At 72.4% G+C, this 19847-nt stretch carries 19 protein-coding genes and 1 riboswitch; of the genes, 11 read left to right on the top strand and 8 right to left on the bottom strand.

All coding sequences use genetic code 11. The features are described 5' to 3' along the window. The first annotated feature begins 140 nt into the window (after positions 1 to 140). The 3 genes from ACZ6CV_RS02995 (at position 141) to ACZ6CV_RS03005 (ending at position 3075) form a co-directional block, all read left to right on the top strand. A complete protein-coding gene (locus ACZ6CV_RS02995) occupies positions 141 to 785 on the top strand; it encodes a response regulator (RefSeq protein ID WP_469249607.1) in 645 nt (214 codons plus the stop codon). Between the two features lie 156 nt (positions 786 to 941). Further along, the gene (locus ACZ6CV_RS03000; protein WP_469249143.1) at positions 942 to 1979 is read left to right on the top strand and encodes a 6-phosphofructokinase; all 1038 of its coding nucleotides are present in this window, start codon (positions 942 to 944) and stop codon (positions 1977 to 1979) included. 91 nt (positions 1980 to 2070) lie between these two features. Further along, entirely contained in the window at positions 2071 to 3075 is a 1005-nt protein-coding gene (locus ACZ6CV_RS03005) for a 2-hydroxyacid dehydrogenase (RefSeq protein ID WP_469249145.1), read from the top strand. Here ACZ6CV_RS03005 and ACZ6CV_RS03010 read toward each other — a convergent pair. After that, on the bottom strand, positions 3018 to 4907 hold the full coding sequence (locus ACZ6CV_RS03010) for an anthranilate synthase family protein (protein WP_469249147.1): 1890 nt from the start codon (positions 4905 to 4907) through the stop codon (positions 3018 to 3020). The genes ACZ6CV_RS03005 and ACZ6CV_RS03010 overlap by 58 nt on opposite strands. Before the next feature lie 273 nt (positions 4908 to 5180). Here ACZ6CV_RS03010 and ACZ6CV_RS03015 point away from each other — a divergent pair, with 273 nt between their 5' ends. Together ACZ6CV_RS03015 and ACZ6CV_RS03020 are read left to right on the top strand one after the other, a co-directional pair. Beyond that, a complete protein-coding gene (locus tag ACZ6CV_RS03015; RefSeq protein ID WP_355813642.1) occupies positions 5181 to 6533 on the top strand; it encodes a class II 3-deoxy-7-phosphoheptulonate synthase in 1353 nt (450 codons plus the stop codon). 133 nt (positions 6534 to 6666) lie between these two features. After that, positions 6667 to 6933 carry a (2Fe-2S)-binding protein gene (locus ACZ6CV_RS03020; RefSeq protein WP_469249149.1) on the top strand — a complete coding sequence of 89 codons (267 nt, stop codon included), beginning with the start codon at positions 6667 to 6669 and terminating at the stop codon, positions 6931 to 6933. Here ACZ6CV_RS03020 and bfr read toward each other — a convergent pair. Next, complete coding sequence (gene bfr / locus ACZ6CV_RS03025; RefSeq protein ID WP_355813637.1) at positions 6930 to 7409, bottom strand: bacterioferritin; 480 nt, start codon at positions 7407 to 7409, stop codon at positions 6930 to 6932. The two genes, ACZ6CV_RS03020 and bfr, sit on opposite strands and share 4 nt — an antisense overlap. Before the next feature lie 165 nt (positions 7410 to 7574). Here bfr and ACZ6CV_RS03030 point away from each other — a divergent pair, with 165 nt between their 5' ends. After that, positions 7575 to 8207: a sulfite oxidase-like oxidoreductase gene (locus ACZ6CV_RS03030; protein ID WP_469249152.1), complete on the top strand. Its 633-nt coding sequence runs from the start codon at positions 7575 to 7577 to the stop codon at positions 8205 to 8207. Between the two features lie 30 nt (positions 8208 to 8237). On the opposite strand, the gene ACZ6CV_RS03035 is transcribed toward ACZ6CV_RS03030, so the two are convergent. The 5 genes from ACZ6CV_RS03035 to thiO form a co-directional block, all read right to left on the bottom strand. Continuing rightward, the gene (locus tag ACZ6CV_RS03035) at positions 8238 to 9131 is read right to left on the bottom strand and encodes a deoxyribonuclease IV (RefSeq protein WP_469249154.1); all 894 of its coding nucleotides are present in this window, start codon (positions 9129 to 9131) and stop codon (positions 8238 to 8240) included. A 152-nt stretch (positions 9132 to 9283) separates the two neighbouring features. After that, positions 9284 to 11290, bottom strand: coding sequence for a Stk1 family PASTA domain-containing Ser/Thr kinase (gene pknB / locus ACZ6CV_RS03040; RefSeq protein WP_469249156.1), 2007 nt, complete (start codon positions 11288 to 11290; stop codon positions 9284 to 9286). 143 nt (positions 11291 to 11433) lie between these two features. Continuing rightward, on the bottom strand, positions 11434 to 12228 hold the full coding sequence (locus tag ACZ6CV_RS03045; protein ID WP_355813626.1) for a thiazole synthase: 795 nt from the start codon (positions 12226 to 12228) through the stop codon (positions 11434 to 11436). A 3-nt stretch (positions 12229 to 12231) separates the two neighbouring features. Next, the gene (gene thiS / locus ACZ6CV_RS03050) at positions 12232 to 12444 is read right to left on the bottom strand and encodes a sulfur carrier protein ThiS (protein ID WP_469249158.1); all 213 of its coding nucleotides are present in this window, start codon (positions 12442 to 12444) and stop codon (positions 12232 to 12234) included. Then, positions 12441 to 13679, bottom strand: a complete 1239-nt coding sequence (gene thiO, locus ACZ6CV_RS03055; RefSeq protein WP_469249160.1) for a glycine oxidase ThiO — start codon at positions 13677 to 13679, stop codon at positions 12441 to 12443. The genes thiS and thiO overlap by 4 nt, the downstream gene beginning before the upstream one ends. Beyond that, a riboswitch (TPP riboswitch) is annotated at positions 13677 to 13790 on the bottom strand. (Overlaps the previous gene by 3 nt.) A gap of 202 nt (positions 13791 to 13992) precedes the next feature. Here thiO and ACZ6CV_RS03060 point away from each other — a divergent pair. The 5 genes from ACZ6CV_RS03060 (at position 13993) to ACZ6CV_RS03080 (ending at position 18313) form a co-directional block, all read left to right on the top strand. Beyond that, entirely contained in the window at positions 13993 to 15156 is a 1164-nt protein-coding gene (locus ACZ6CV_RS03060; protein WP_362368324.1) for an NAD(P)/FAD-dependent oxidoreductase, read from the top strand. A gap of 75 nt (positions 15157 to 15231) precedes the next feature. After that, on the top strand, positions 15232 to 15597 hold the full coding sequence (locus tag ACZ6CV_RS03065; protein WP_355813619.1) for an Rv2175c family DNA-binding protein: 366 nt from the start codon (positions 15232 to 15234) through the stop codon (positions 15595 to 15597). A gap of 84 nt (positions 15598 to 15681) precedes the next feature. Further along, positions 15682 to 16341 (top strand): thiamine phosphate synthase, encoded by a 660-nt coding sequence (gene thiE, locus ACZ6CV_RS03070; RefSeq protein WP_362368225.1) that lies wholly within the window; start codon positions 15682 to 15684, stop codon positions 16339 to 16341. A gap of 102 nt (positions 16342 to 16443) precedes the next feature. Continuing rightward, positions 16444 to 17361, top strand: coding sequence for a methylenetetrahydrofolate reductase [NAD(P)H] (gene metF, locus ACZ6CV_RS03075; protein ID WP_469249163.1), 918 nt, complete (start codon positions 16444 to 16446; stop codon positions 17359 to 17361). 46 nt (positions 17362 to 17407) lie between these two features. Next, on the top strand, positions 17408 to 18313 hold the full coding sequence (locus ACZ6CV_RS03080) for a hypothetical protein (RefSeq protein ID WP_469249165.1): 906 nt from the start codon (positions 17408 to 17410) through the stop codon (positions 18311 to 18313). 30 nt (positions 18314 to 18343) lie between these two features. Here the strand turns inward: ACZ6CV_RS03080 and ACZ6CV_RS03085 are convergent, their stop codons facing one another. Then, positions 18344 to 19843 carry a phytoene desaturase family protein gene (locus ACZ6CV_RS03085; RefSeq protein ID WP_469249167.1) on the bottom strand — a complete coding sequence of 500 codons (1500 nt, stop codon included), beginning with the start codon at positions 19841 to 19843 and terminating at the stop codon, positions 18344 to 18346. Positions 19844 to 19847: the final 4 nt, after the last annotated feature.

Here is a 19847-nt window from a genome sequence, read left to right on the forward strand (position 1 = left end):
ATCCGGCCACGGAGGCCGCCGAGACGGCCGAGGCCGTCGGGACGGCAGGGGCCACCGTGACGGCCGAGGCCACGGGGGCCACCGGGACGGCAGCGGCCACGGGCACGGCAGGGCCCGCCGCGGCCGCCCCCACCAGGGTCATGGTCGTCGACGACCACCCCATGTGGCGCGACGCGGTCGCCCGCGACCTCGCGGAGGCCGGCCTCGACGTGGTCGCCACGGCGGGCGACGGCGAGCAGGCGGTCCGCCGCGCCCAGGCGGTCACCCCCGACGTCCTGGTCCTCGACCTGAACCTCCCGCTGAAGCCGGGCGTGCAGGTCTGCAAGGAGCTCGTCGGCGCCAACCCGGCGCTGCGCGTCCTGGTCCTCTCCGCGAGCGGCGAGCACGCCGACGTCCTGGAAGCGGTCAAGTCCGGCGCGACCGGCTACCTCCTGAAGTCGGCGTCCACCGAGGAGCTGATCGACGCGGTGCGCCGCACGGCCGTCGGCGACGCGGTCTTCACGCCGGGCCTCGCGGGCCTGGTCCTCGGCGAGTACCGCCGCCTGGCCACCGAGCCCGCCGCCGGCACCCCGGACGACCCGGAGGCCCCGCGGCTCACCGACCGCGAGACGGAGGTGCTGCGCCTGGTCGCCAAGGGCCTGAGCTACAAGCAGATCGCCGAGCGCCTGGTCATCTCGCACCGCACCGTGCAGAACCACGTCCAGAACACCCTCGGCAAGCTCCAGCTGCACAACAGGGTCGAGCTCGTGCGGTACGCGATCGAGCGGGGCCTGGACGACGCCTGACCCCGAGGCAGCCGTCGCGTGACCCTCGTACGAGTGAAAGCGCGTGATCAACTTGCCTGCGCAGTACAGGAATTGACCGTTCGTACCGTCCCGGAGTGACCTGGGTCACCATTAGCGTGACTCGCATCAGGTCACTGAGGCGAAGGGACTTTTCCTATGGGGGCCAAGAAAATTGGCGTACTGACCGGAGGCGGCGACTGCCCCGGGCTCAACGCCGTCATCCGGGGCATCGTCCGCAAGGGCGTGCAGGAGTACGGCTACGACTTCGTCGGCTTCCGGGACGGCTGGCGCGGTCCGCTGGAGGGCGACACCGTCCCGCTCGACATCCCCGCGGTCCGCGGCATCCTGCCGCGCGGCGGCACCATCCTCGGCTCCTCGCGCACCAACCCGTTCAAGGCGGAGAACGGCGTGCGGCGCATCAAGGAGAACCTCGCCAAGCACGAGGTCGACTCCCTCATCGCGATCGGCGGCGAGGACACCCTCGGCGTCGCCGCCCGGCTCACCGACGAGTACGGAATCCCGGTCGTCGGCGTCCCGAAGACCATCGACAACGACCTCTCCGCCACCGACTACACCTTCGGCTTCGACACCGCGGTCGGCATCGCCACCGAGGCGATCGACCGCCTGCACACCACCGCCGAGTCGCACATGCGCGTCCTCGTCGTCGAGGTCATGGGCCGCCACGCGGGCTGGATCGCGCTCCACTCGGGCCTCGCGGGCGGCGCCAACGTCATCCTCATCCCCGAGCAGCGCTTCGACGTCGACCAGGTCTGCGCCTGGGTGACCTCGCGCTTCAAGGCGTCGTACGCCCCGATCGTCGTCGTCGCCGAGGGCGCCATGCCCAAGGACGGCGAGATGGTCCTCAAGGACGGGTCGCAGGACTCCTTCGGGCACGTCAGGCTCTCCGGGGTCGGCGAGTGGCTGGCCAAGGAGATCGAGGGGCGCACCGGCAAGGAGGCGCGCACCACGGTCCTCGGGCACGTCCAGCGCGGCGGCACCCCGAGCGCCTTCGACCGCTGGCTCGCCACCCGCTTCGGCCTGCACGCCATCGACGCGGTACGGGACGGCGACTTCGGCAAGATGGTCGCGCTGCAGGGCACGGACGTCGTCCGCGTCCCGATCGCGCAGGCCACGGCGAAGCTGAAGACGGTCGACCCGGCGCTGTACAAGGAGGTCGGCGTCTTCTTCGGCTGACGCCACCGCATGCAGGGACGGCCCCGGCCCCGGGCGCCGTCCCTGTGTGCTCCGGGTGCCGTCCCTGCGCGCGGTACCTAGACTCGCGCCCATGGAGATCCTCGCGTTCGGCGTGCAGGCGGACGAGAAGCCGCTGATCGAGAAGGCCTTCGCGGGACACCACGACGTGCGCTGCCTCGACGTGTTCCTGAACGAGGACACCGCCCCCATCGCCGCCGGCTACGAGATCATCTCCTCCAGCGTCAACGCGACCCTGAACAACCACGTCCTGCAGACCCTCGCCGCCGGCGGGACGCAGATGATCGCCCAGCGCTCCACCGGGTTCAACAACATCGACCTGCGGGTCGCCGAGCGGCTCGGCCTGACCGTCGCCCGCGTCTCGTCCTACTCGCCCTACTCCGTGGCCGAGTTCGCCTGGACCCTGGCGATGGCCGTCAACCGCCGCATCGTCCGCGCCAGCAACCGCACCCGCGACTTCGACTTCCGCCTCGACGGGCTGATGGGCCGCGACCTGCGCGGCCGCACCGTCGGCGTGCTCGGCACGGGCAAGATCGGCGAGGCCTTCACCCGCATCGCGCACGGCTTCGGCATGCGGCTGCTCGGCTGGGACGTCGCCGAGAACCCCGCCTGCGCCGCCCTCGGCATGACGTACGTGGACAAGGACCGGCTCCTCGCCGAGGCGGACCTGGTCAGCCTGCACGTGCCGCTGCTCCCCGCCACCCGGCACCTCATCGGCGCCGACGAGCTGCGCACGATGAAGGACGACGCGATCCTGGTGAACTCCAGCCGGGGCGGCCTGATCGACACCCACGCCCTGGTCGGGGAGTTGCGGGCGGGCCGCTTCACGGGCGTGGGCCTCGACGTGTACGAGGCGGAGGCCGGGCTGTTCTTCCTCGACAAGTCCCTGGAGGTCGTCGAGGACGACACCCTGGCCCGCCTCGTCACGTTCCCCAACGTCGTCGTCACCTCGCACCAGGCGTACTACACGACGGACGCGGTCGGCCAGATCATCGACACCACGGTGCGCAACGTCCTCGACTACAGCGCGGGCCGCCGCTCCGAGAACGTCCTCGTGCCCGCCGAGGCGAGCAGCTGACCGAGCAGGTCCCGCACGATGCCGGTGCCGCGCAGCGTCAGCACCGACTCCGGGTGGAACTGCACGCCCGCGAAGGAGGGGCCGCGCACGGCGTGCACCTCGCCGCCGACGCCGTCCACGGCGACCTCCACGTCGTGCGCGGCCAGCTCCGCCCGCGTCTCCGCGTCGCACCGCGCCACGAAGCTGTTGTAGAAGCCGACGGTCTCCGGCCGCCCGAACAGCTCGACGCGGGTCTGCGCCCCCTGGTACGGCACGTCCTTGCGCACGATCTCCAGGCCCAGCTCCGCCGCGATCAGCTCGTGCCCGAGACAGACGCCGAGCACGCCGTACGGGTGGGTGCGGATCACCTCGGCCGTCAGCGACCGCAGAAAGCGCATCTTCGGGTCGGTGAGGTCGGACGGGTCGCCGGGGCCGGGGCCGAGCACGACAGGGCCCCGGTGCGCGAGCACCGTCTCCCGCAGCCCCGCCTCGTCGTAGCGCCGCACCGACACCCGAAGGCCCAGGGAGCGCAGCACGTGCGCGAGCATCGCGGTGAACGTGTCCTCGCCGTCCACCACGAGCGCGTGCCCGGCCAGCTCGTCCCGCGGCTCCTGCATGCGCAGCCAGAACGGCGCGAGGGAGGCCCGCCGCCCGTCGAGCGCCGCCCGCACCCGCGGATCGTCGGCGAGGGCGGGGCCTGCGCCCTCCGCGCGCGGGCGGCCCGGCCGGACGCCGAGCGCGGCGAGGACCCCGGCCGCCTTCGCGTGGGTCTCGGCAACCTCGCCCATCGGGTCGGAGCCGCGTACCAGCGTGGCGCCCACCGGGACCCGCAGCCGCCCGGCCGCACTGATGTCGGCGGTACGGATCAGGATGGGGGAGTCCAGGGTCTGCGCGCCGCCCGCGTCGCGGCCGATGAGGGCGAGGGCGCCCGCGTAGTAGCCCCGGCCGCCGGCCTCGTGCCGCTCGATCACCCGGCAGGCGTTCTGCACGGGCGAGCCGGTGACGGTCGCCGCGAACATCGTCTCCTTCAGGACCTCCCGCACGTCCAGCGACGACCTGCCGCGCAGCTCGTACTCGGTGTGCGCGAGATGGGCCATCTCCTTCAGGCGCGGCCCGACCACCACACCGCCCATGTCGCCGACGGTGCACATCATCTTGAGCTCCTCGTCGACGACCATCGACAGCTCCTCGATCTCCTTGCCGTCGGAGAGGAAGGACAGCAGGTCGTCGGCGGTGGGCCCGGCGGCCGGGTAGCGGTAGGTCCCGCTGATCGGGTTCATGACGACGGTCCCGCCGGACATCCGGACGTGGACCTCCGGGCTCGCCCCGACCAGCGTCCGCTCCCCGGTGTGCACGACGTACGTCCAGTAGGCGCCCCGCTCGCCGACGAGCAGCCGCCGGAAGAGCGCGAGGGCGTCGGCCCTGCCGAAGTCCGGGATGTGCCCCTCGTACGTACGCCGGATGACGAAGTTGGCGCCCTCGCCCCGGCCGATCTCCTCGCGCAGCACCCGCTCCACGATGTCCGCGTACGCGGTGTCGTCCACGTCGAAGGCGCCGCCCTCGACCCGCACGTCGTGCGCGGGCAGCGCGGCGAGCGCCTCGGCGAGCGGCATCTCGCGGCGCACCTGCGGGGTCAGGACGGTGAGCGGCGTGCCGTCGTCGCGGACGTCGAAGCCGCGCTCCCTGATCTGCCGGAAGGGCACGAGCGCGAGCCCTTCGGGGATGTCCGCGAGCCGCTCGTACGTGCCCGTCGGGCCGATCAGGACCTCGACCGTGTCGTGGTCGTGGCCCGGGGTGCGGCGGCGCAGCAGGGCGAACGGCCGGTCGTCGGACAGCAGGTCGGTGAGGTGCATCGATGGGGTTCCTTCTCACTCGGAGAGGAACGGCCCGCCCGGGGAGTCCCGGAAACACTGAAGGCCGCCCCTCGGGCGGCCTTCGCGAGTCTGGGTGCGCAGAGTCAGTGGGCCGCCGGGAGAGCGGGCCACCACCAGTTCTGGTTCGTCGTCTGCGTACGCATGAGCGGCACCCTAACCCATCACCCGCCCGGCCGCGCGGAGGCTGTCGGCTCCGTCTCACTTGGTGAGCGGGTGAATGGACGGGGCTCCGCACCCCGTAATGTTGACGAGGTGACCGTGAACGCTAAGACCACCACCACCGGTGGCAACACCTGGCGAAACCTGCCCGCGGCGCAGCAGCCCGAGTACCCCGATGCCGAGGCTCTGCGCGATGTGATCGCGGACCTCGAGTCGTATCCGCCGCTCGTCTTCGCGGGCGAGTGCGACCAGCTGCGCGCCCGACTGGCGTCCGTCGCCAAGGGAGAGGCGTTCCTGCTCCAGGGCGGCGACTGCGCCGAGGCCTTCGACGCGGTGTCCGCCGACCACATCCGGAACAAGCTGAAGACCCTGCTCCAGATGGGCGCCGTCCTCACGTACGCGGCGTCCGTGCCCGTCGTGAAGGTGGGCCGCATCGCGGGGCAGTACTCCAAGCCGCGCTCCAAGGGCACCGAGACCCGCGACGGCGTGACCCTGCCGACGTACCGCGGCGACTCCGTCAACGGCTTCGACTTCAACGAGAAGGCCCGCATCCCGGACCCCGAGCGCCTGAAGCGGATGTACAACGCGTCCGCCTCCACGCTCAACCTGGTGCGCGCCTTCACCACCGGCGGCTACGCCGACCTGCACCAGGTGCACGCCTGGAACCAGGACTTCGTGAAGTCGTCCCCGTCCGGCCAGCGGTACGAGCAGCTGGCCCGCGAGATCGACAACGCGCTCAACTTCATGAAGGCCTGCGGCACCGACCCGGAGGAGTTCAAGACCGTCGAGTTCTACGCCTCCCACGAGGCGCTGCTGCTCGACTACGAGACGGCGCTGACCCGCGTCGACTCGCGCACCGGGCGGCTGTACGACACCTCGGGCCACATGGTCTGGATCGGCGAGCGCACCCGGCAGCTGGACCACGCGCACATCGAGTTCGCCTCCCAGGTGCGCAACCCCATCGGCGTCAAGCTCGGCCCGACCACCACGGCCGAGGAGGCGCTGCAGTACATCGAGCGCCTCGACCCCGACCGTGAGCCCGGCCGGCTGACCTTCATCGTCCGGATGGGCGCCGACAAGGTCCGCGACAAGCTGCCCGAGCTCGTCGAGAAGGTCACCGCCTCCGGCGCGACCGTCGCCTGGATCACCGACCCGATGCACGGCAACACCTACGAGGCGGCCTCCGGTCACAAGACCCGCCGCTTCGACGACGTGCTCGACGAGGTCAAGGGCTTCTTCGAGGTCCACAAGGCGCTCGGCACGCACCCCGGCGGCATCCACGTCGAGCTCACCGGTGACGACGTCACCGAGTGCGTGGGCGGCGGCGACGAGATCTTCGTCGACGACCTGCACCAGCGCTACGAGACGGCCTGCGACCCGCGGCTCAACCGCAGCCAGTCGCTCGACCTGGCGTTCCTGGTCGCCGAGATGTACCGCGACCAGTAGTTCTCCGCCGTACGCACGAGTGGGGCGCGGATCCATGTGATCCGCGCCCCACCGGCGTATCAGGGCTTTTGTGGACTCGGGGGCATGGGTAAGGTTAGGTTAGCCTCACCGATCAATCGGGACGGCGCTGCCGATGAGTCCACTCCGGGAGGTGAACCGCGTGTACGTCTGCAACTGTTTCGGGGTCACCGAAGCGCAGGTGAAGAAGCACGCGGAGGACGGTGCCTGCACCCCCCGCCAGATAGCGTCGGCCTGCAAGGCCGGCACGGACTGTGGTTCGTGCGTGCGGCGCATCCAGGCCCTGCTCGGCCGGGGCGGCTGCCCCCGCCGTGAGCTGGTGGACCAGGGAGAGCCCGCGATGGAGCCGCTGTCCGACACCCGGCTTCCCGAGGCCGCCTAGCTCTCCGGCTGCTCGATGAGCTGCGCGATGTAGAGCGCCTCACCCAGCTTCTCGACGAGCTCCAGCTGGGTGTCCAGATAGTCGATGTGGTGCTCCTCGTCCTCGAGGATCGACTCGAAGATGTTCGCGGACGTGATGTCGCCCTTGGTCCGCATCACCTCGATGCCGCGCCGGAGGCGGTCGATCGCCTCCACCTCGACCTGCCGGTCGGCCTGGAACATCTCGGTGACCGTCTGGCCCACCCGGACATGGAAGAGCCGCTGGTAGTTGGGCAGACCGTCGAGGAACAGAATCCGGTCGGTCAGCACCTCCGCGTGCTTCATCTCGTCGAAGGACTCGGACCGGGTGTACTTCGCGAGCTTCGTCCAGCCGAAGTTTTCCTGCATCTTGGCGTGGAGAAAGTACTGGTTGATCGCCGTGAGTTCGGCGGTCAGCTGCTCGTTGAGAAATTCGATGACCTCGGGGTCGCCCTGCATCGCAGAGGCTCCTTCCACACGGGTTACTGGGCAGGTAGCGCGCATCCTTGCACCGGCGTTCGGAAGCCGTCCAGTAAGTGCACGCTTAGTAGGAGTTGCCCCGATCGGTGACCCCGGGGCCGCGGCTGGTCACGTCCACCGCCCCGGGTCTGTCAGGATGGAGCCATGGGTCAGCCGGCGGAACGCGCATCTCGACAGGCAGCGGAGCCGGAGCTTCCGCCGGGTCAGCGGCTGCAGCGCGGCTGGCCGGTCACGCACTACGGCCCGGTCCCGAAGTTCCGCCCCGAGCGCTGGGAGTTCAGGGTCTTCGGCGCCACCGCCGACCACGAGAAGCACTGCTGGACGCACGAGGAGTTCTCCGCACTGCCGTACGACACGGTGGTCGCCGATCTGCACTGCGTGACCAAGTTCAGCATGCTGGGCGCCGAGTGGGGCGGGGTCTGCGCGCGCACCCTCCTGGAGATCGCGCCGCCCGCGCCGAACGCGACGCATGTGATGGTCTGGGCCGAGTACGGCTTCAGCTCCAATCTGCGGATGGCGGACTTCGACTCCGACCGCACGATCTTCGCCACCCACAAGGGCGGCGAACTCCTCACCGCGGAGCACGGTTTCCCGCTCCGGCTCGTGGTGCCCCACCTGTACGCGTGGAAGGGCCCCAAGTGGGTCCGCGGCATCGAGTACATGACCGCCGACCGCCGCGGCTTCTGGGAGGAGCGCGGCTATCACAACCTCGGCGACCCCTGGCAGGAGCAGCGCTACTCGTACCAGGAGGAGCCCGGGGACGGCCCCGAGCTCTAGAGGCTCCTGAGTTCTGCGGGCTTTTGAGTTCTAGAGGCTCCTGAGTTCCTTCAGGCGCGCCACGTCGGCGGCGTGCCCCTCCTTGCCGCCCGGCGTCTCGATCACCAGCGGTACGCCCTCCGTGGCGGGGTGGAGCATCAGTTCGCGGAAGGGCTCCTCGCCGATGTGGCCGGTGCCGATGTTCTCGTGACGGTCCTTGTGCGCCCCGGCGACGTCCTTGGAGTCGTTGGCGTGCACGAGCTTCAGGCGGCCCTCGCCGACCGTGTCCACCAGGAGGTCGAGGGTCTGCTTCATGCCGCTCGGGCCGGTCAGGTCGTGGCCCGCGGCGAAGATGTGGCAGGTGTCCAGACAGACGCCCAGCTTGGGGTGGGCGTCCAGCGCCTCGAAGTACGGCCCGAAGTCCCAGGTGCGGGAGCAGAGCGAGGCGCCCTGGCCCGCGGTCGACTCCAGGAGCAGGAAGGGGTCGTCGTCGTGCGTCAGCTCGTCCAGCAGCGGCAGCATCCGCTCGCGCACCTGCCGCAGGGCGACGGCGCGCTCCCGGCCGCCGGTCGCCGAACCGGTGTGCACGACGACGCCGAGCGCGCCGATCTCGCGGGCCCGGCGCAGCGAGTGGCGCAGGGACTCCACGGACTTCTCGACGGTCGCCTCGGTGTGCGAGCCGAAGTTGATGAGGTACGGCGCGTGCACGTACGCGGGGATCCGCTCGGCGGCGCAGGCGGCGCGGAACGCCTCGTCCTGCCGGGGGTTGCCGGGCGGGGTGGCCCAGCCGCGCGGGTTGGCGACGAAGACCTGCACGGCTTCGGCGCCGAGGTCACGGGCGTACGAGAGGCCGACCGTGGCGAGGCCGCCGGCCACGGGGACATGGCCGCCGACGGGATTGCGGGACGGCACGGGGGAAACGCTGGGGGACTTTTCGCTGCTCACGCCGTCCAGGGTGGCACGGGCGCGGGAGTGCTCGGTCAGCGGTTCGGGGTGTGGTGCGGGAGACCCGTTCTGACGGAGACCTGTACTGACAGCGGGCCGGGGCGCCCGGCCCCGGCCCGCGTCTCCCGGCCCCAGGGCACCCGGCGCGCGTCTCAGCGGATGGTGATCGTGATCGTCGAGTTCTTGGGCGCCTGGTCGCCGCCGTCCACCGACTGCTTCTTCACGGTGTCGCCGAAGATGCCCAGCAGTCCGCGGTCCTCGTCGACCTCGAAGCCGGCGGCCTCCAGCTTGTCGGTGGCGTCGTCCACGTTCATGCCGGTGACGTCCGGGACCTCGATCATCGGCGGGCCCTTGGAGATGGTCAGGGTGACCGTGTCGCCCTCGGCCAGCGAGCGGCCCTCGGCGGGCGACTGCTTGGCCACGTCGCCCTTGTCCTCCTCCTCGGAGGTGACCCACTTCTCGGCGATCTCGACCTTGAGCCCGGCGTCCTCCAGGTCGGCCGTGGCGTCGGCCCGGGACTCTCCGACCACCCCGGGGACCTCGACCTCGCGGCCCTTGCTGACGACGAGCGCGACGGCCGAGCCCGCCTTGCGGGTGAAGCCGGTGCGCGGGTCCGTGCTGATCACGGAGCCCTTCTCGACGTCGTCGCTGAAGCCCTTGGTGACCATGCCCGGCGCGAGCCCCGCGTTCTTGAGCTCCTTCTTCGCCGTGGCCAGCGGGATGTTCTTCACGTCGGGGACCTTGACGGTGTCCGGGCCCATGGAGACGGTCAGCGTCACCTTGTCGTTCTGCCGGATGCGGTCGCCCGCGGCGGGGTCGCTGGCCATGACGGTGCCGCGCTTGTCCGTGTCGCTGTACTTGCGCTTGATGTCGCCCACTTCGAGCCCGGCCTCGTCCAGCCGCTGCTTCGCCTGGGCCTCGGTCTTCGAGAGGACCGGCGGGACTTTCGTGAACTGGCCGGAATTGATGTACCAGATGCCGGTGCCGAGCCCGAGGACGAGCAGGACGCCGGCTATCACGGCGATCATGCGGCGGCGCGGGTCGAACCGGCGCCGGGAGGTCCGGCCCGCGACGGGCGGCGCGGGCGGTGCGGAGGGCGGGGTCGCGAGGATGCTGGTGCGGTTCAGCTCGTCCTGACCGCCTTGTCCGGCGTGGCCGCCTTGGGCGCCCTGACCGACCTGGCCGTCCCGTCCGTCCTCCGCGGGCAGCGGGAGCTGGACGGAGCGGGCCGCGCGCGGGATCACCGTCGTGCGGTCCTCGGCGCCGTCGGGCGCCGTCGCGTGCGCCTGCGGCGGCACCGCGTCGAGCTGCTCCTCGGTCAGGGCCGCCCGCGCCTCCCTAAGCTGGGCGAGGAGCGCCACCGCGTCGTACGGACGGACGTCCGGGGTGCGCGCCGTGGCGGAGGCGACCAGCTCGTCGAGCGGGAACGCGAGCCCGGGGACGGCCGCCGACGGGGGCGGCACGTCCTCGTTGAGGTGCTGGTAGAGGACCTGGGCGGGGGAGTCCCCGGAGTGCGGCTTGGCGCCGGTCAGCATCTCGTAGAGCACGACCCCGCAGGCGTACACGTCCACGCGGGTGTCCGACGTGCCGTGCTCGATCTGCTCGGGGGCGAGGTAGGAGACGGTGCCGAGGATCGTGCCGGTGGTGTTGGTGACGGTGTCGACCGCGCGCACGAGGCCGAAGTCGGCGACCTTGACCCGGCCGTCGTCCCCTATGAGGACGTTCTCCGGCTTCATGTCGCGGTGCACGAACCCCGCGCGGTGCGCGGCGCCGAGCGCGGCGAGGACCGGCTCCAGGATGTCGAGCGCCGCACGCGGCTGCAGGGCCCCGCGCTCGCGCAGCACGTCGCGCAGGGTGCAGCCCGCGACGTACTCCATCGCGAGGTAGACGTACGACCCGTCCGTGCCCTGGTCGAAGACGCCGACCACGTTCGGATGCGAGAGGCGGGCCACCGACTTCGCCTCGCGGATGAAGCGGTCGACGAAGGAGGCGTCGGCCGCCAGCGTCGGGTGCATCACCTTGAGCGCGAGCACGCGGTCGAGGCGGGTGTCCACGGCCCGGTAGACCGTGGCCATCCCGCCGACCGCGACGCGTCCGTCGATGCGGTAACGGCTGTCGAGCAGCTGCCCGACGAGCGGGTCCTGAAGGGTCGTGTCCACGCAGGGGAGTCTACGAGGCGCCGCCGACACCTCCAGCGGCCCGGGCGCTTGTGGGCGGGACTGCAGCCGAGCTGTGACGCTCCCACCCGCACCGCACGGGCCGCTCCCACCGAGGTCGGCAGGGCGGCCGCTCCGGACCGAGGTCAGAAGGCCGGCCGCTCCGGATCGAGCCGGGCCATGCCCGCCACGGGCGAGGACGCCTCCGCGAAGTGCCGCCGCGGGATCCGCCCGGCCCGGTGCGCGAGCCGCCCCGCCTCCACGCCGTGCCGCATCGCCTCCGCCATCAGCACCGGCTCCTGCGCCCGGGTCACCGCGGAGGCGAGCATCACGCCCGCGCACCCCAGCTCCATCGCGATGGTCGCGTCGGACGCCGTGCCCGCGCCCGCGTCGAGGATGACCGGCACGCGCGCGTGCTCCACGATCAGCTGGAAGTTGTGCGGGTTGCGGATGCCGAGCCCGGAGCCGATGGGCGAGCCGAGCGGCATGATCGCCGCGCACCCCACGTCCTGCAGCTTCCGCGCGAGCACCGGGTCGTCATTGGTGTACGGCAGAACGGTGAAGCCGTCGTCCACCAGGATCTCGGCGGCGTCCAGGAGCTCGACGGGGTCGGGGAGCAGGGTGCGCTCGTCGGCGATCACCTCCAGCTTCACCAGGTCCGTGCCGAGCGCCTCACGCGCGAGCCGGGCGGTGAGGACGGCCTCGCCCGCGGTGAAACAGCCCGCCGTGTTGGGCAGGACGCGGATGCCGAGCCGGTCGAGGACGGAGAGCACCGAACCCTGTACGCCCGGGTCGAGGCGGCGCATCGCGACGGTGGTCAGCTCGGTGCCGGACGCGACGAGGGAGCGTTCGAGGACGTCGAGGCTCGGCGCGCCGCCCGTGCCCATGATCAGGCGCGAGGAGAAGGTGAGTCCGCCGATGACGAAGGGGTCGTCTGCCATGGTTCAGCCTCCCTGGACGGCGGTGAGTACTTCGACGCGGTCGCCGTCGGCGAGCGACGTGCGGGGCCACTGCGCGCGCGGGACGACGGTTTCGTTGACGGCGGCGGCGACACCGGAGTGCGCCGTGGAGAGCGTGGCGACGAGGGCGTCGAGCGTGGTGCCCGAGGCCACCTCCCGTGCTTCTCCGTTGACGGAAACGGCGAACGGCGTGCTCATACGGGCTGCTCCGTGAAGGACTGCGGGCGGGGCGGAAGGGGTGCGGGGCTCTCGGCGGCGGCGCCGTCGAAGCGGCGCGGGGTGAACGGGCGGGCCTCCTCGGGCAGTTCACCGGTGGTCAGCGCGTGCGCCATGACGTCCCCCGTGAGCGGCGTCAGCAGGACGCCGTTGCGGTAGTGGCCGGTGGCCAGGTGGAGGCCGGGCAGCCGCGTGGGACCGAGCAGCGGGGCGTTGTCGGGCGAGCCGGGACGCAGCCCCGCGAGGGTCTCGGTGAGCGGCAGCTCCGTGATGCCGGGCACCAGTTCGTGGGCGTCGCGCAGCAACTCGTACACGCCGCCCGCGGTGACCGTGGTGTCCCAGCCGAGCTCCTCGGTGGTGGCGCCGACGACGAGCTCGCCGCTCTCGCGCGGTACGAGGTAGAGGTGGCTGCCGCGCACCACGGCCCGCACGGTGCGGCTCAGGAACGGCGCGTACGCCTTCGGCACCGTCAGCCGCAGCACCTGCCCCTTGACCGGGCGGACCGGCGGCAGGACGTCGTCCGGGACGCCGGCGAGGCGCCCGCTGAGGCTGCCCGCCGCGAGCACGGTCTGCGCCGCGGCGAGCTCGGTGCCGTCCGCGAGGACCACCCCGGCCGCCCGGTCGCGTACGACGGACAGGCGCTCGGCCCGGACGCGGTGGAAGACCACACCGGCACGCTCGCAGGCCACCATGAGCGCCGCGGTGAGCCGGCGCGGGTCGACCTGGTGATCGCCGTCGACGCGCAGCCCGCCGCGCACCCCCGGCGCCAGCATCGGCTCCAGGCGGCGGCACTCGCGGCCGCTCAGCCACTGCGACTCAAGACCCGAACGGTGCTGAAGGGCGAGCAGTTCGCGCAGGTGGGCGCGGTCGTCGGAGTCGAGCGCGACGGCGAGCGTGCCGCACGCGCGGTAGCCGAGGTCGCGCCCGCTCGCCTCGGCCAGCTCCGCGGCGAAGGCCGGATAGCGGCGCGCGGAGGCCAGATTGAGGGCGAGCAGCGTCTCCTCGCCGTAGTGCAGCTCGGTGACGGCGGCCAGCATGCCCGCCGCGACCCGCGCCGCGCCGCCGCCGGGCTCGGGGTCGACGACCGCGACGGAGAGCCCGCGCTGTGCGGTGCGCCAGGCCGTGACCAGGCCGATGACACCGCCCCCGACGACGAGGACGTCAGAGGTCGCGGACGACGCGGTCGTACGGGGATGTGTCGTCTGTGGTGGATGCATGGGCGTCCAGCCCCTCCCTTCGCCGGCATGACCCGGATCAGGTTCGTACGGTCGGAGGCCGTCCCAGCCTCCCTCTCAGCCCGGTGCGTCCGGGCTCCCGCGAGTGCTCTGCACCGGCCACCCTAGCCCGTCGCCCCGCGCGGCAGTAGGGGAGCCGTCCGGGTACGGGCGGTGACGGTGTGTCAGAGATCTCCTGCCCCGCGCCTGCGGGCCCTCTTGCCCGCCGCCCTACAGTGATCGGGTGAGCGACCAGCAGAGGCAGAGCGCGAATCAGGGGCAGAGCGAGCGGCGCGTCGTCATCGTCGGCGCGGGGATGGCCGGCGTACAGACCGCGGTGGCACTGCGCGAGCAGGGGTTCACCGGCGCGGTCACCGTCGTCGGGGCCGAGCCGCACCAGCCGTACGACCGGCCGCCGCTGTCCAAGGCGGTGCTGCTCGGCAAGGCGGAGGGCTCCGCCTTCGACATCGACTTCGAGGCGCTCGGCATCGAGCTGAGCCTGGGCCGCACGGTCACCGGGGTCCGCCCCGCCGACCACGCCCTGGACACCGCGGACGGCCCCCTCGGCTACGACGTCCTGGTCCTCGCGACCGGCGCCGAGCCCATCACGCTGCCCGGCACCGAGGGCGTGCCCGGCGTCCATCTGCTGCGCACCCTGGACGACGCCGCGCGGCTGCGCCCGGTCCTCGCCGAGCAGCACGACGTCGTGGTGGTCGGGGCGGGCTGGATCGGCGCCGAGTTCGCGACGGCCGCGCGTGAGGCGGGCTGCGCGGTCACCGTCGTCGAGGCCGCGGCACGGCCCCTCGCCGGGGCGCTGCCCGAGGCGGTCGCGGCCCCCATGGCGGGCTGGTACGCGGACTCCGGAGCGGTGCTGCGCACCCGCGCGCGCGTGGCCCGCGTCGAGCCGGGCGCTGTCGTCCTGGCCGACGGCACCCGGCTGCCCGCGGGCGCCGTGGTCGTCGGCATCGGCGCCCGCCCCGCCACCGGCTGGCTGACCGGCTCGGGGATCGAGCTCGGGGCACACCGTGAGGTCGTGACCGACGACCGCCTCCGCACGTCGGCGCCCGACGTGTACGCGGTCGGCGACTGCGCGTCCTTCCCCTCCGCGCGGTACGGCGAACGCCTCCTCGTGCACCACTGGGACAACGCCCTGCAGGGCCCGCGCACGGTGGCGGCGAACATCATCGGCGAGACGCCTGCCCCGTACGACCCGGTGCCGTACTTCTGGTCGGAGCAGTTCGGCCGTTTCGTGCAGTACGCGGGCCACCACGAGGGCGCCGACGAGCTGGTGTGGCGGGGCGACCCGGCGAGCATGGCCTGGTCGGTGTGCTGGCTGCGGGACGGCGCCCTGGTCGCGGTCCTCGCGGTGGGCCGCCCGAGGGACCTGGCCCAGGGCCGCCGGCTCATCGAGTCGTCGACCCCGCTGGACCCGGCCCTGGTGGTGGACGCGTCGGTGCCGCTGAAGAAGGCGGCGCTCTGAGGTGGACGCCTGAAGAAGGCGGTCCCCGGCCCCCGCCATCCGCCCGAGGACCCCGGCCGGAGATACCCTGGGCCTGTGACCGAGATTGACACGAAGACCGACGCGCTCGTCCCCGCCTGGCTGTACCTCCCCGACATCGCGGAAATGCTCGATGTCGAGGTGACCCGTGTGCGCCAGCTGGTCAAGGAGGGCACGCTGATCGCCGTACGCCGTGGTGAGAACCGCGCGCTGCAGGTGCCGGCGGCCTTCATCGACGGCGACAAGGTCGTCAAGGGCCTCGCCGGGACCCTGACGCTCCTGAGGGACGACGGTTTCTCCGACGAAGAGATGATCGAGTGGCTCTTCACCCCCGACCCGACCCTGCCCGGCACCCCCGCGCAGGCGCTGAGCGAGAATCGCGGCACGGAGGTGAAGCGCCGCGCCCAGGCGCTCGCCGTCTGACCTGAACACACCGTCCGGAGTGCGGGGCGCGTGACCTCACGCGCCCCGCACCCACGGACGCCACCGACAACGGGGGGACTTTCCATGGCTGCCGCTGCCGCCGATCACCGCGCTCAGCTCGCCGACGCCCGGCTGTACCTGTGCACGGACGCCCGCAAGCGCCAGGGTGACCTCCCGGAGTTCCTCGACGCCGTCCTCGCGGGCGGCGTCGACATCGTGCAGCTGCGCGACAAGGGCATGGAGGCCGCCGAGGAGCTGGAGCACCTCCAGGTCTTCGCCGACGCCGCCCGGCGGCACGGCAAGCTCCTCGCGGTGAACGACCGCGCGGACGTCGCCCACGCGATCGGCGCCGACGTGCTGCACCTCGGCCAGGGCGACCTGCCCGTCCCCGCGGCCCGCGCGGTCCTCGGCGACGACGTCCTCATCGGCCGCTCCACGCACGCCGACGAGGAGGCCGCCGCGGCCGCCGTCCAGGCCGGCGTGGACTACTTCTGCACCGGCCCCTGCTGGCCCACCCCCACCAAGCCGGGCCGCCACGCCCCCGGCCTCGACCTGGTCCGGTACACCGCCTCGCTCGGCACGGACCGCCCCTGGTTCGCCATCGGCGGCATCGACGCGGGCAACCTGGACGAGGTGCTGGACGCCGGTGCCCGCCGCGTCGTCGTCGTCCGGGCGATCACCGAGGCCGACGACCCGGGCGCCGCGGCCGCCGACTTCGCCAAGCGGCTGCGTACGTCCGACTGAGCGGCCTCCCGGGGTGTCCGATCCGTGGACAACAAACCGGCAAACCGGCCAAATTCCCCCGGCCCGGTTGGGGGACCGCCGCAGCCTGGCTAACCTGCCCATATGGCCTCAGGCACAGCTTCGACCAGGACTGACCGTGCGCGCACGGTTCGCGACATGCTCGCGACCGGGAAAACGACGTTCTCGTTCGAGTTCTCCGCCCCGAAAACCCCGAAGGGCGAGCGGAACCTCTGGAACGCGCTGCGGCGGGTCGAGGCGGTTGCCCCGGACTTCATCTCCGTGACCTACGGCGCGGGCGGCTCGACCCGCACCGGCACGGTCCGCGAGACCCAGCAGATCGTCGCCGACACCACGCTCACGCCCGTCGCCCACCTGACCGCGGTCGACCACTCGGTGGCCGAACTGCGCAACATCATCGGGCAGTACGCGGACGCGGGCATCAGGAACATGCTCGCGGTCCGCGGCGACCCGCCCGGCGACCCGCTGGGCGACTGGATCGCGCACCCCGAGGGCCTCACCTACGCCGCCGAACTGGTCGAGCTCATCAAGGAGTCCGGGGACTTCTGCGTGGGGGTCGCGGCCTTCCCCGCGATGCACCCGCGCTCGGCCGACTGGGAGTCCGACACCCGGTACTTCATCGACAAGTGCCGGGCCGGCGCGGACTACGCGATCACGCAGATGTTCTTCGACCCCGAGGAGTACCTGCGGCTGCGCGACCGCGTCGAGGCGGCCGGCTGCGACACCCCGATCATCCCCGAGATGATGCCGGTCACCAACGTCCGCCAGCTCGACCGACTGCCCCAGCTCAGCAACGCCGTGTTCCCGGCCGGGCTGAAAGAGCGGATGCTCGCGGCCAAAGACGATCCCGCCGCTGTACGCTCCATTGGCATCGAGTTCGCGACGGAGTTCTGCGCGCGGTTGCTGGCCGAAGGTGTGCCGGGACTGCACTTCATCACGCTGAACAACTCCACGGCGACGCTGGAGATCTACGAGAATCTGGGCCTGCACCGGCAGGCCTGAAACGGTCGTACCCCTGGGGCCGCGGCCGTAGGGGAGAGGGGCGTACATGGGCTGGACGGTCCTCTACATCGCGTTCGGATTCGTCGCGCTGTGGCTGCTGGGCGAGGTGCTGCTGCAGTACAAGGCCAGGCTGCGCTGGCGCCTGCTGGCCTTCGGGGGCTTCCTCGGGGTCGTCATCGGGGTGGTGATCCCCTCGGTGTGGATCATCGGCCTCGGCGCCATCGCCTTCGCCACCGGGCAGACGTACGTGACGCTGTCGTTCCGCCGGGGCTTCTCCACCGGCTGGGCCCTCGGCGGGCAGCCGGGCCTGAGCAGGCGGCGCAAGGCGCCGGCGAAGCGGGGCGGCCCAGCCCCGGAGCCGACGCTGCAGGTCTCCGACCTGGAGTACGAGGTCCCACCGCCGCCCGCGCACGGCCCGGACGTCCCTCCACACGGCCCTGACGTGCCCGTCCACGGTCCCGACGTCCCCGGGGAGGGTGTCTACGCCCCCGAGCCGATGCCGGACGACACCGGGCAGTACGGCGTGTACAGCGACGCGCCGTACGCCCCGCAGGACGCCGCAGGCACCCACCAGAGCGACGCCTTCGGCTACGACCCCGCGGCCTTCGCGGGCTACGACCAGCAACAGCAGGGCTACGGCTACGAGGAGCAGGGCGGACAGCAGTACGCCGCCTACTCCGACCCCTACATCGGCACCCAGACCTACGGCGCGCAGGGTTACGAGGGCTACGGCGACCAGCAGCAGTACGCCCCGTACGGCGGCGACACCTACGGCGGGCTCGGCGAGACGTACGACGACACCCCGCCCGGCGGCGTCTGGGTGCCGCAGCAGCGCAGCACCGACGCGTCCCACGGCGGCGAACTCCCGCCGGAGCAGCCGTATCCCTACCAGGAAGGCAACGCCGGGGGATACGACGGCTCGGGCCACAACGAGCAGCAGTACCGGTACTGAGCGCCTGTCTTCGCGCCCCCGTCGCTCAGCTCACTGTGAGCCGCGGAACTCCGGTCCCTCCACGATCAGCCCCGCGACCAGCGTGCCGGACATGCCCGCGTGGGGGAGGCCGCCGCCCGGGTGGGACCAGCCGCCGACCGTGAACAGGCCCGCGAGGCCGGTGGTGTTGGACGGGTGCAGCAGCCTGCCGCCGGCCGCGGCGAGCGCCGGGGGCGGGACCGCGCCGCCGGCGGCGCCGGTGGACTCCGCGACGTCGGCCGGGGTGCGGACCTCGTGCCACAGGAGGCGGTCGCGCAGCTGAGGGAGCACGGCCTCCGCGCGGGCGATCACGCGCCGCACGTCGTCCTCGGTGACCTCCAGATGCGCGGGCACCGTCGCCGTGAGCGTCACGGCCTCGTGGGCCGCGTCCGGCGTCATATCGGGGTCGCCGGGGCGGAGCACCGCGAGGGTGGGGGAGTCGGGCAGCCCGGGGCGCTCGCCGAAGAGGCGGTCGAGCTCGTCCTGACGGTCGGTGGAGTGCAACACCGTGCGGTACGGGGTGCCTTCGGGGCGGCCGCCGGAGAGGGCGAGCAGCACCGTCAGCCGGCTCGGCAGGCCGGTCCGCGCGGGAACCCCGCCCGGCGCCCGCACCTCGGCGCCGGACAGCAGGGACTCCAGGGCGGCCGGCGCGACACCGGCGACGACGAAGTCCGCCTCCGCGGTGGTGCCGTCGGCGAGCTCGACGCCCGCCGCGCGGCCGTCCTTCTCGACGATCCGCGTCACCGCCGCCTCGAACACGAACTCGACCCGCCGGGCCAGACACCGCTCGTACACCGCGCTGGCCAGCCCACGCATCCCGCCGCGCACCGACCAGACGCCGAACGTCTGCTCCAGATACGGCAGGACGGCGGCGCTCGCCGGTGTCGTACGGGGATCGAGGCCCTGGGCGAGCGCGAACTGCTCCAGGAGCGCCACCAGACGCGGATCGCCGCCCAGTTCGAGCTCGCCGACCTCGGCCAGGGTGCTCGCGCGGCGCTCCCGGCGCAGCAGCCGCTTGTGCGGCACCGACGGGTACGGCTCGCGCTCGGCGAGCACCTCCCAGTTCGGCCAGAGGGGCTCCTCCAGGAGGGGGCGGCGGGTGCGGTCCCAGGCCTCTCGCGCGCGGTCCATGAACGCCGCCCAGCGGGCGCCCGCGCCGTCCCCGAGGGCCGCGTCAAGCGCCTCGCCCACGCCCGCGCGTGAGGCGTTCGGCAGGTCCGCCGTCGTGCCGTCCGCGAAGACGTGCCGCACGGCGGGCTCCACCTGGGAGAGCTCGACGCACTTCTCCAGCGGCTCCTTGCCCGTCTTGACGAACAGGTCGCGGTAGACCGCGGGGAGCTGGAGCAGCGCGGGTCCGGTGTCGAAGGCGAAGCCGTCGCGCTCGACGCGGCCGAGCGCGCCGCCGTACGTCCCGCCCCGTTCGTACACCACCACCCGGTGGCCCGCGACGGCCAGCCGGGCGGCCGCCGTCATCGCGCCCATCCCGGCGCCGATCACCACAATCCGTGCCATGCCA

Source organism: Streptomyces sp. NPDC041713 (assembly GCF_055591085.1).

Excerpts from the sequence above, each read along its gene's own strand:
- ACZ6CV_RS02995 (WP_469249607.1), top strand. The coding sequence starts at position 141 with ATGGTCGTCGACGACCACCCCATGTGGCGCGACGCGGTCGCCCGCGAC.
- ACZ6CV_RS03000 (WP_469249143.1), top strand. The coding sequence starts at position 942 with ATGGGGGCCAAGAAAATTGGCGTACTGACCGGAGGCGGCGACTGCCCC.
- ACZ6CV_RS03005 (WP_469249145.1), top strand. The coding sequence starts at position 2,071 with ATGGAGATCCTCGCGTTCGGCGTGCAGGCGGACGAGAAGCCGCTGATC.
- ACZ6CV_RS03010 (WP_469249147.1), bottom strand. The coding sequence starts at position 4,907 with ATGCACCTCACCGACCTGCTGTCCGACGACCGGCCGTTCGCCCTGCTG.
- ACZ6CV_RS03020 (WP_469249149.1), top strand. The coding sequence starts at position 6,667 with ATGAGTCCACTCCGGGAGGTGAACCGCGTGTACGTCTGCAACTGTTTC.
- bfr (WP_355813637.1), bottom strand. The coding sequence starts at position 7,409 with ATGCAGGGCGACCCCGAGGTCATCGAATTTCTCAACGAGCAGCTGACC.
- ACZ6CV_RS03030 (WP_469249152.1), top strand. The coding sequence starts at position 7,575 with ATGGGTCAGCCGGCGGAACGCGCATCTCGACAGGCAGCGGAGCCGGAG.
- ACZ6CV_RS03045 (WP_355813626.1), bottom strand. The coding sequence starts at position 12,228 with ATGGCAGACGACCCCTTCGTCATCGGCGGACTCACCTTCTCCTCGCGC.
- thiS (WP_469249158.1), bottom strand. The coding sequence starts at position 12,444 with ATGAGCACGCCGTTCGCCGTTTCCGTCAACGGAGAAGCACGGGAGGTG.
- thiO (WP_469249160.1), bottom strand. The coding sequence starts at position 13,679 with ATGCATCCACCACAGACGACACATCCCCGTACGACCGCGTCGTCCGCG.
- ACZ6CV_RS03060 (WP_362368324.1), top strand. The coding sequence starts at position 13,993 with ATGGCCGGCGTACAGACCGCGGTGGCACTGCGCGAGCAGGGGTTCACC.
- thiE (WP_362368225.1), top strand. The coding sequence starts at position 15,682 with ATGGCTGCCGCTGCCGCCGATCACCGCGCTCAGCTCGCCGACGCCCGG.
- metF (WP_469249163.1), top strand. The coding sequence starts at position 16,444 with ATGGCCTCAGGCACAGCTTCGACCAGGACTGACCGTGCGCGCACGGTT.
- ACZ6CV_RS03080 (WP_469249165.1), top strand. The coding sequence starts at position 17,408 with ATGGGCTGGACGGTCCTCTACATCGCGTTCGGATTCGTCGCGCTGTGG.
- ACZ6CV_RS03085 (WP_469249167.1), bottom strand. The coding sequence starts at position 19,843 with ATGGCACGGATTGTGGTGATCGGCGCCGGGATGGGCGCGATGACGGCG.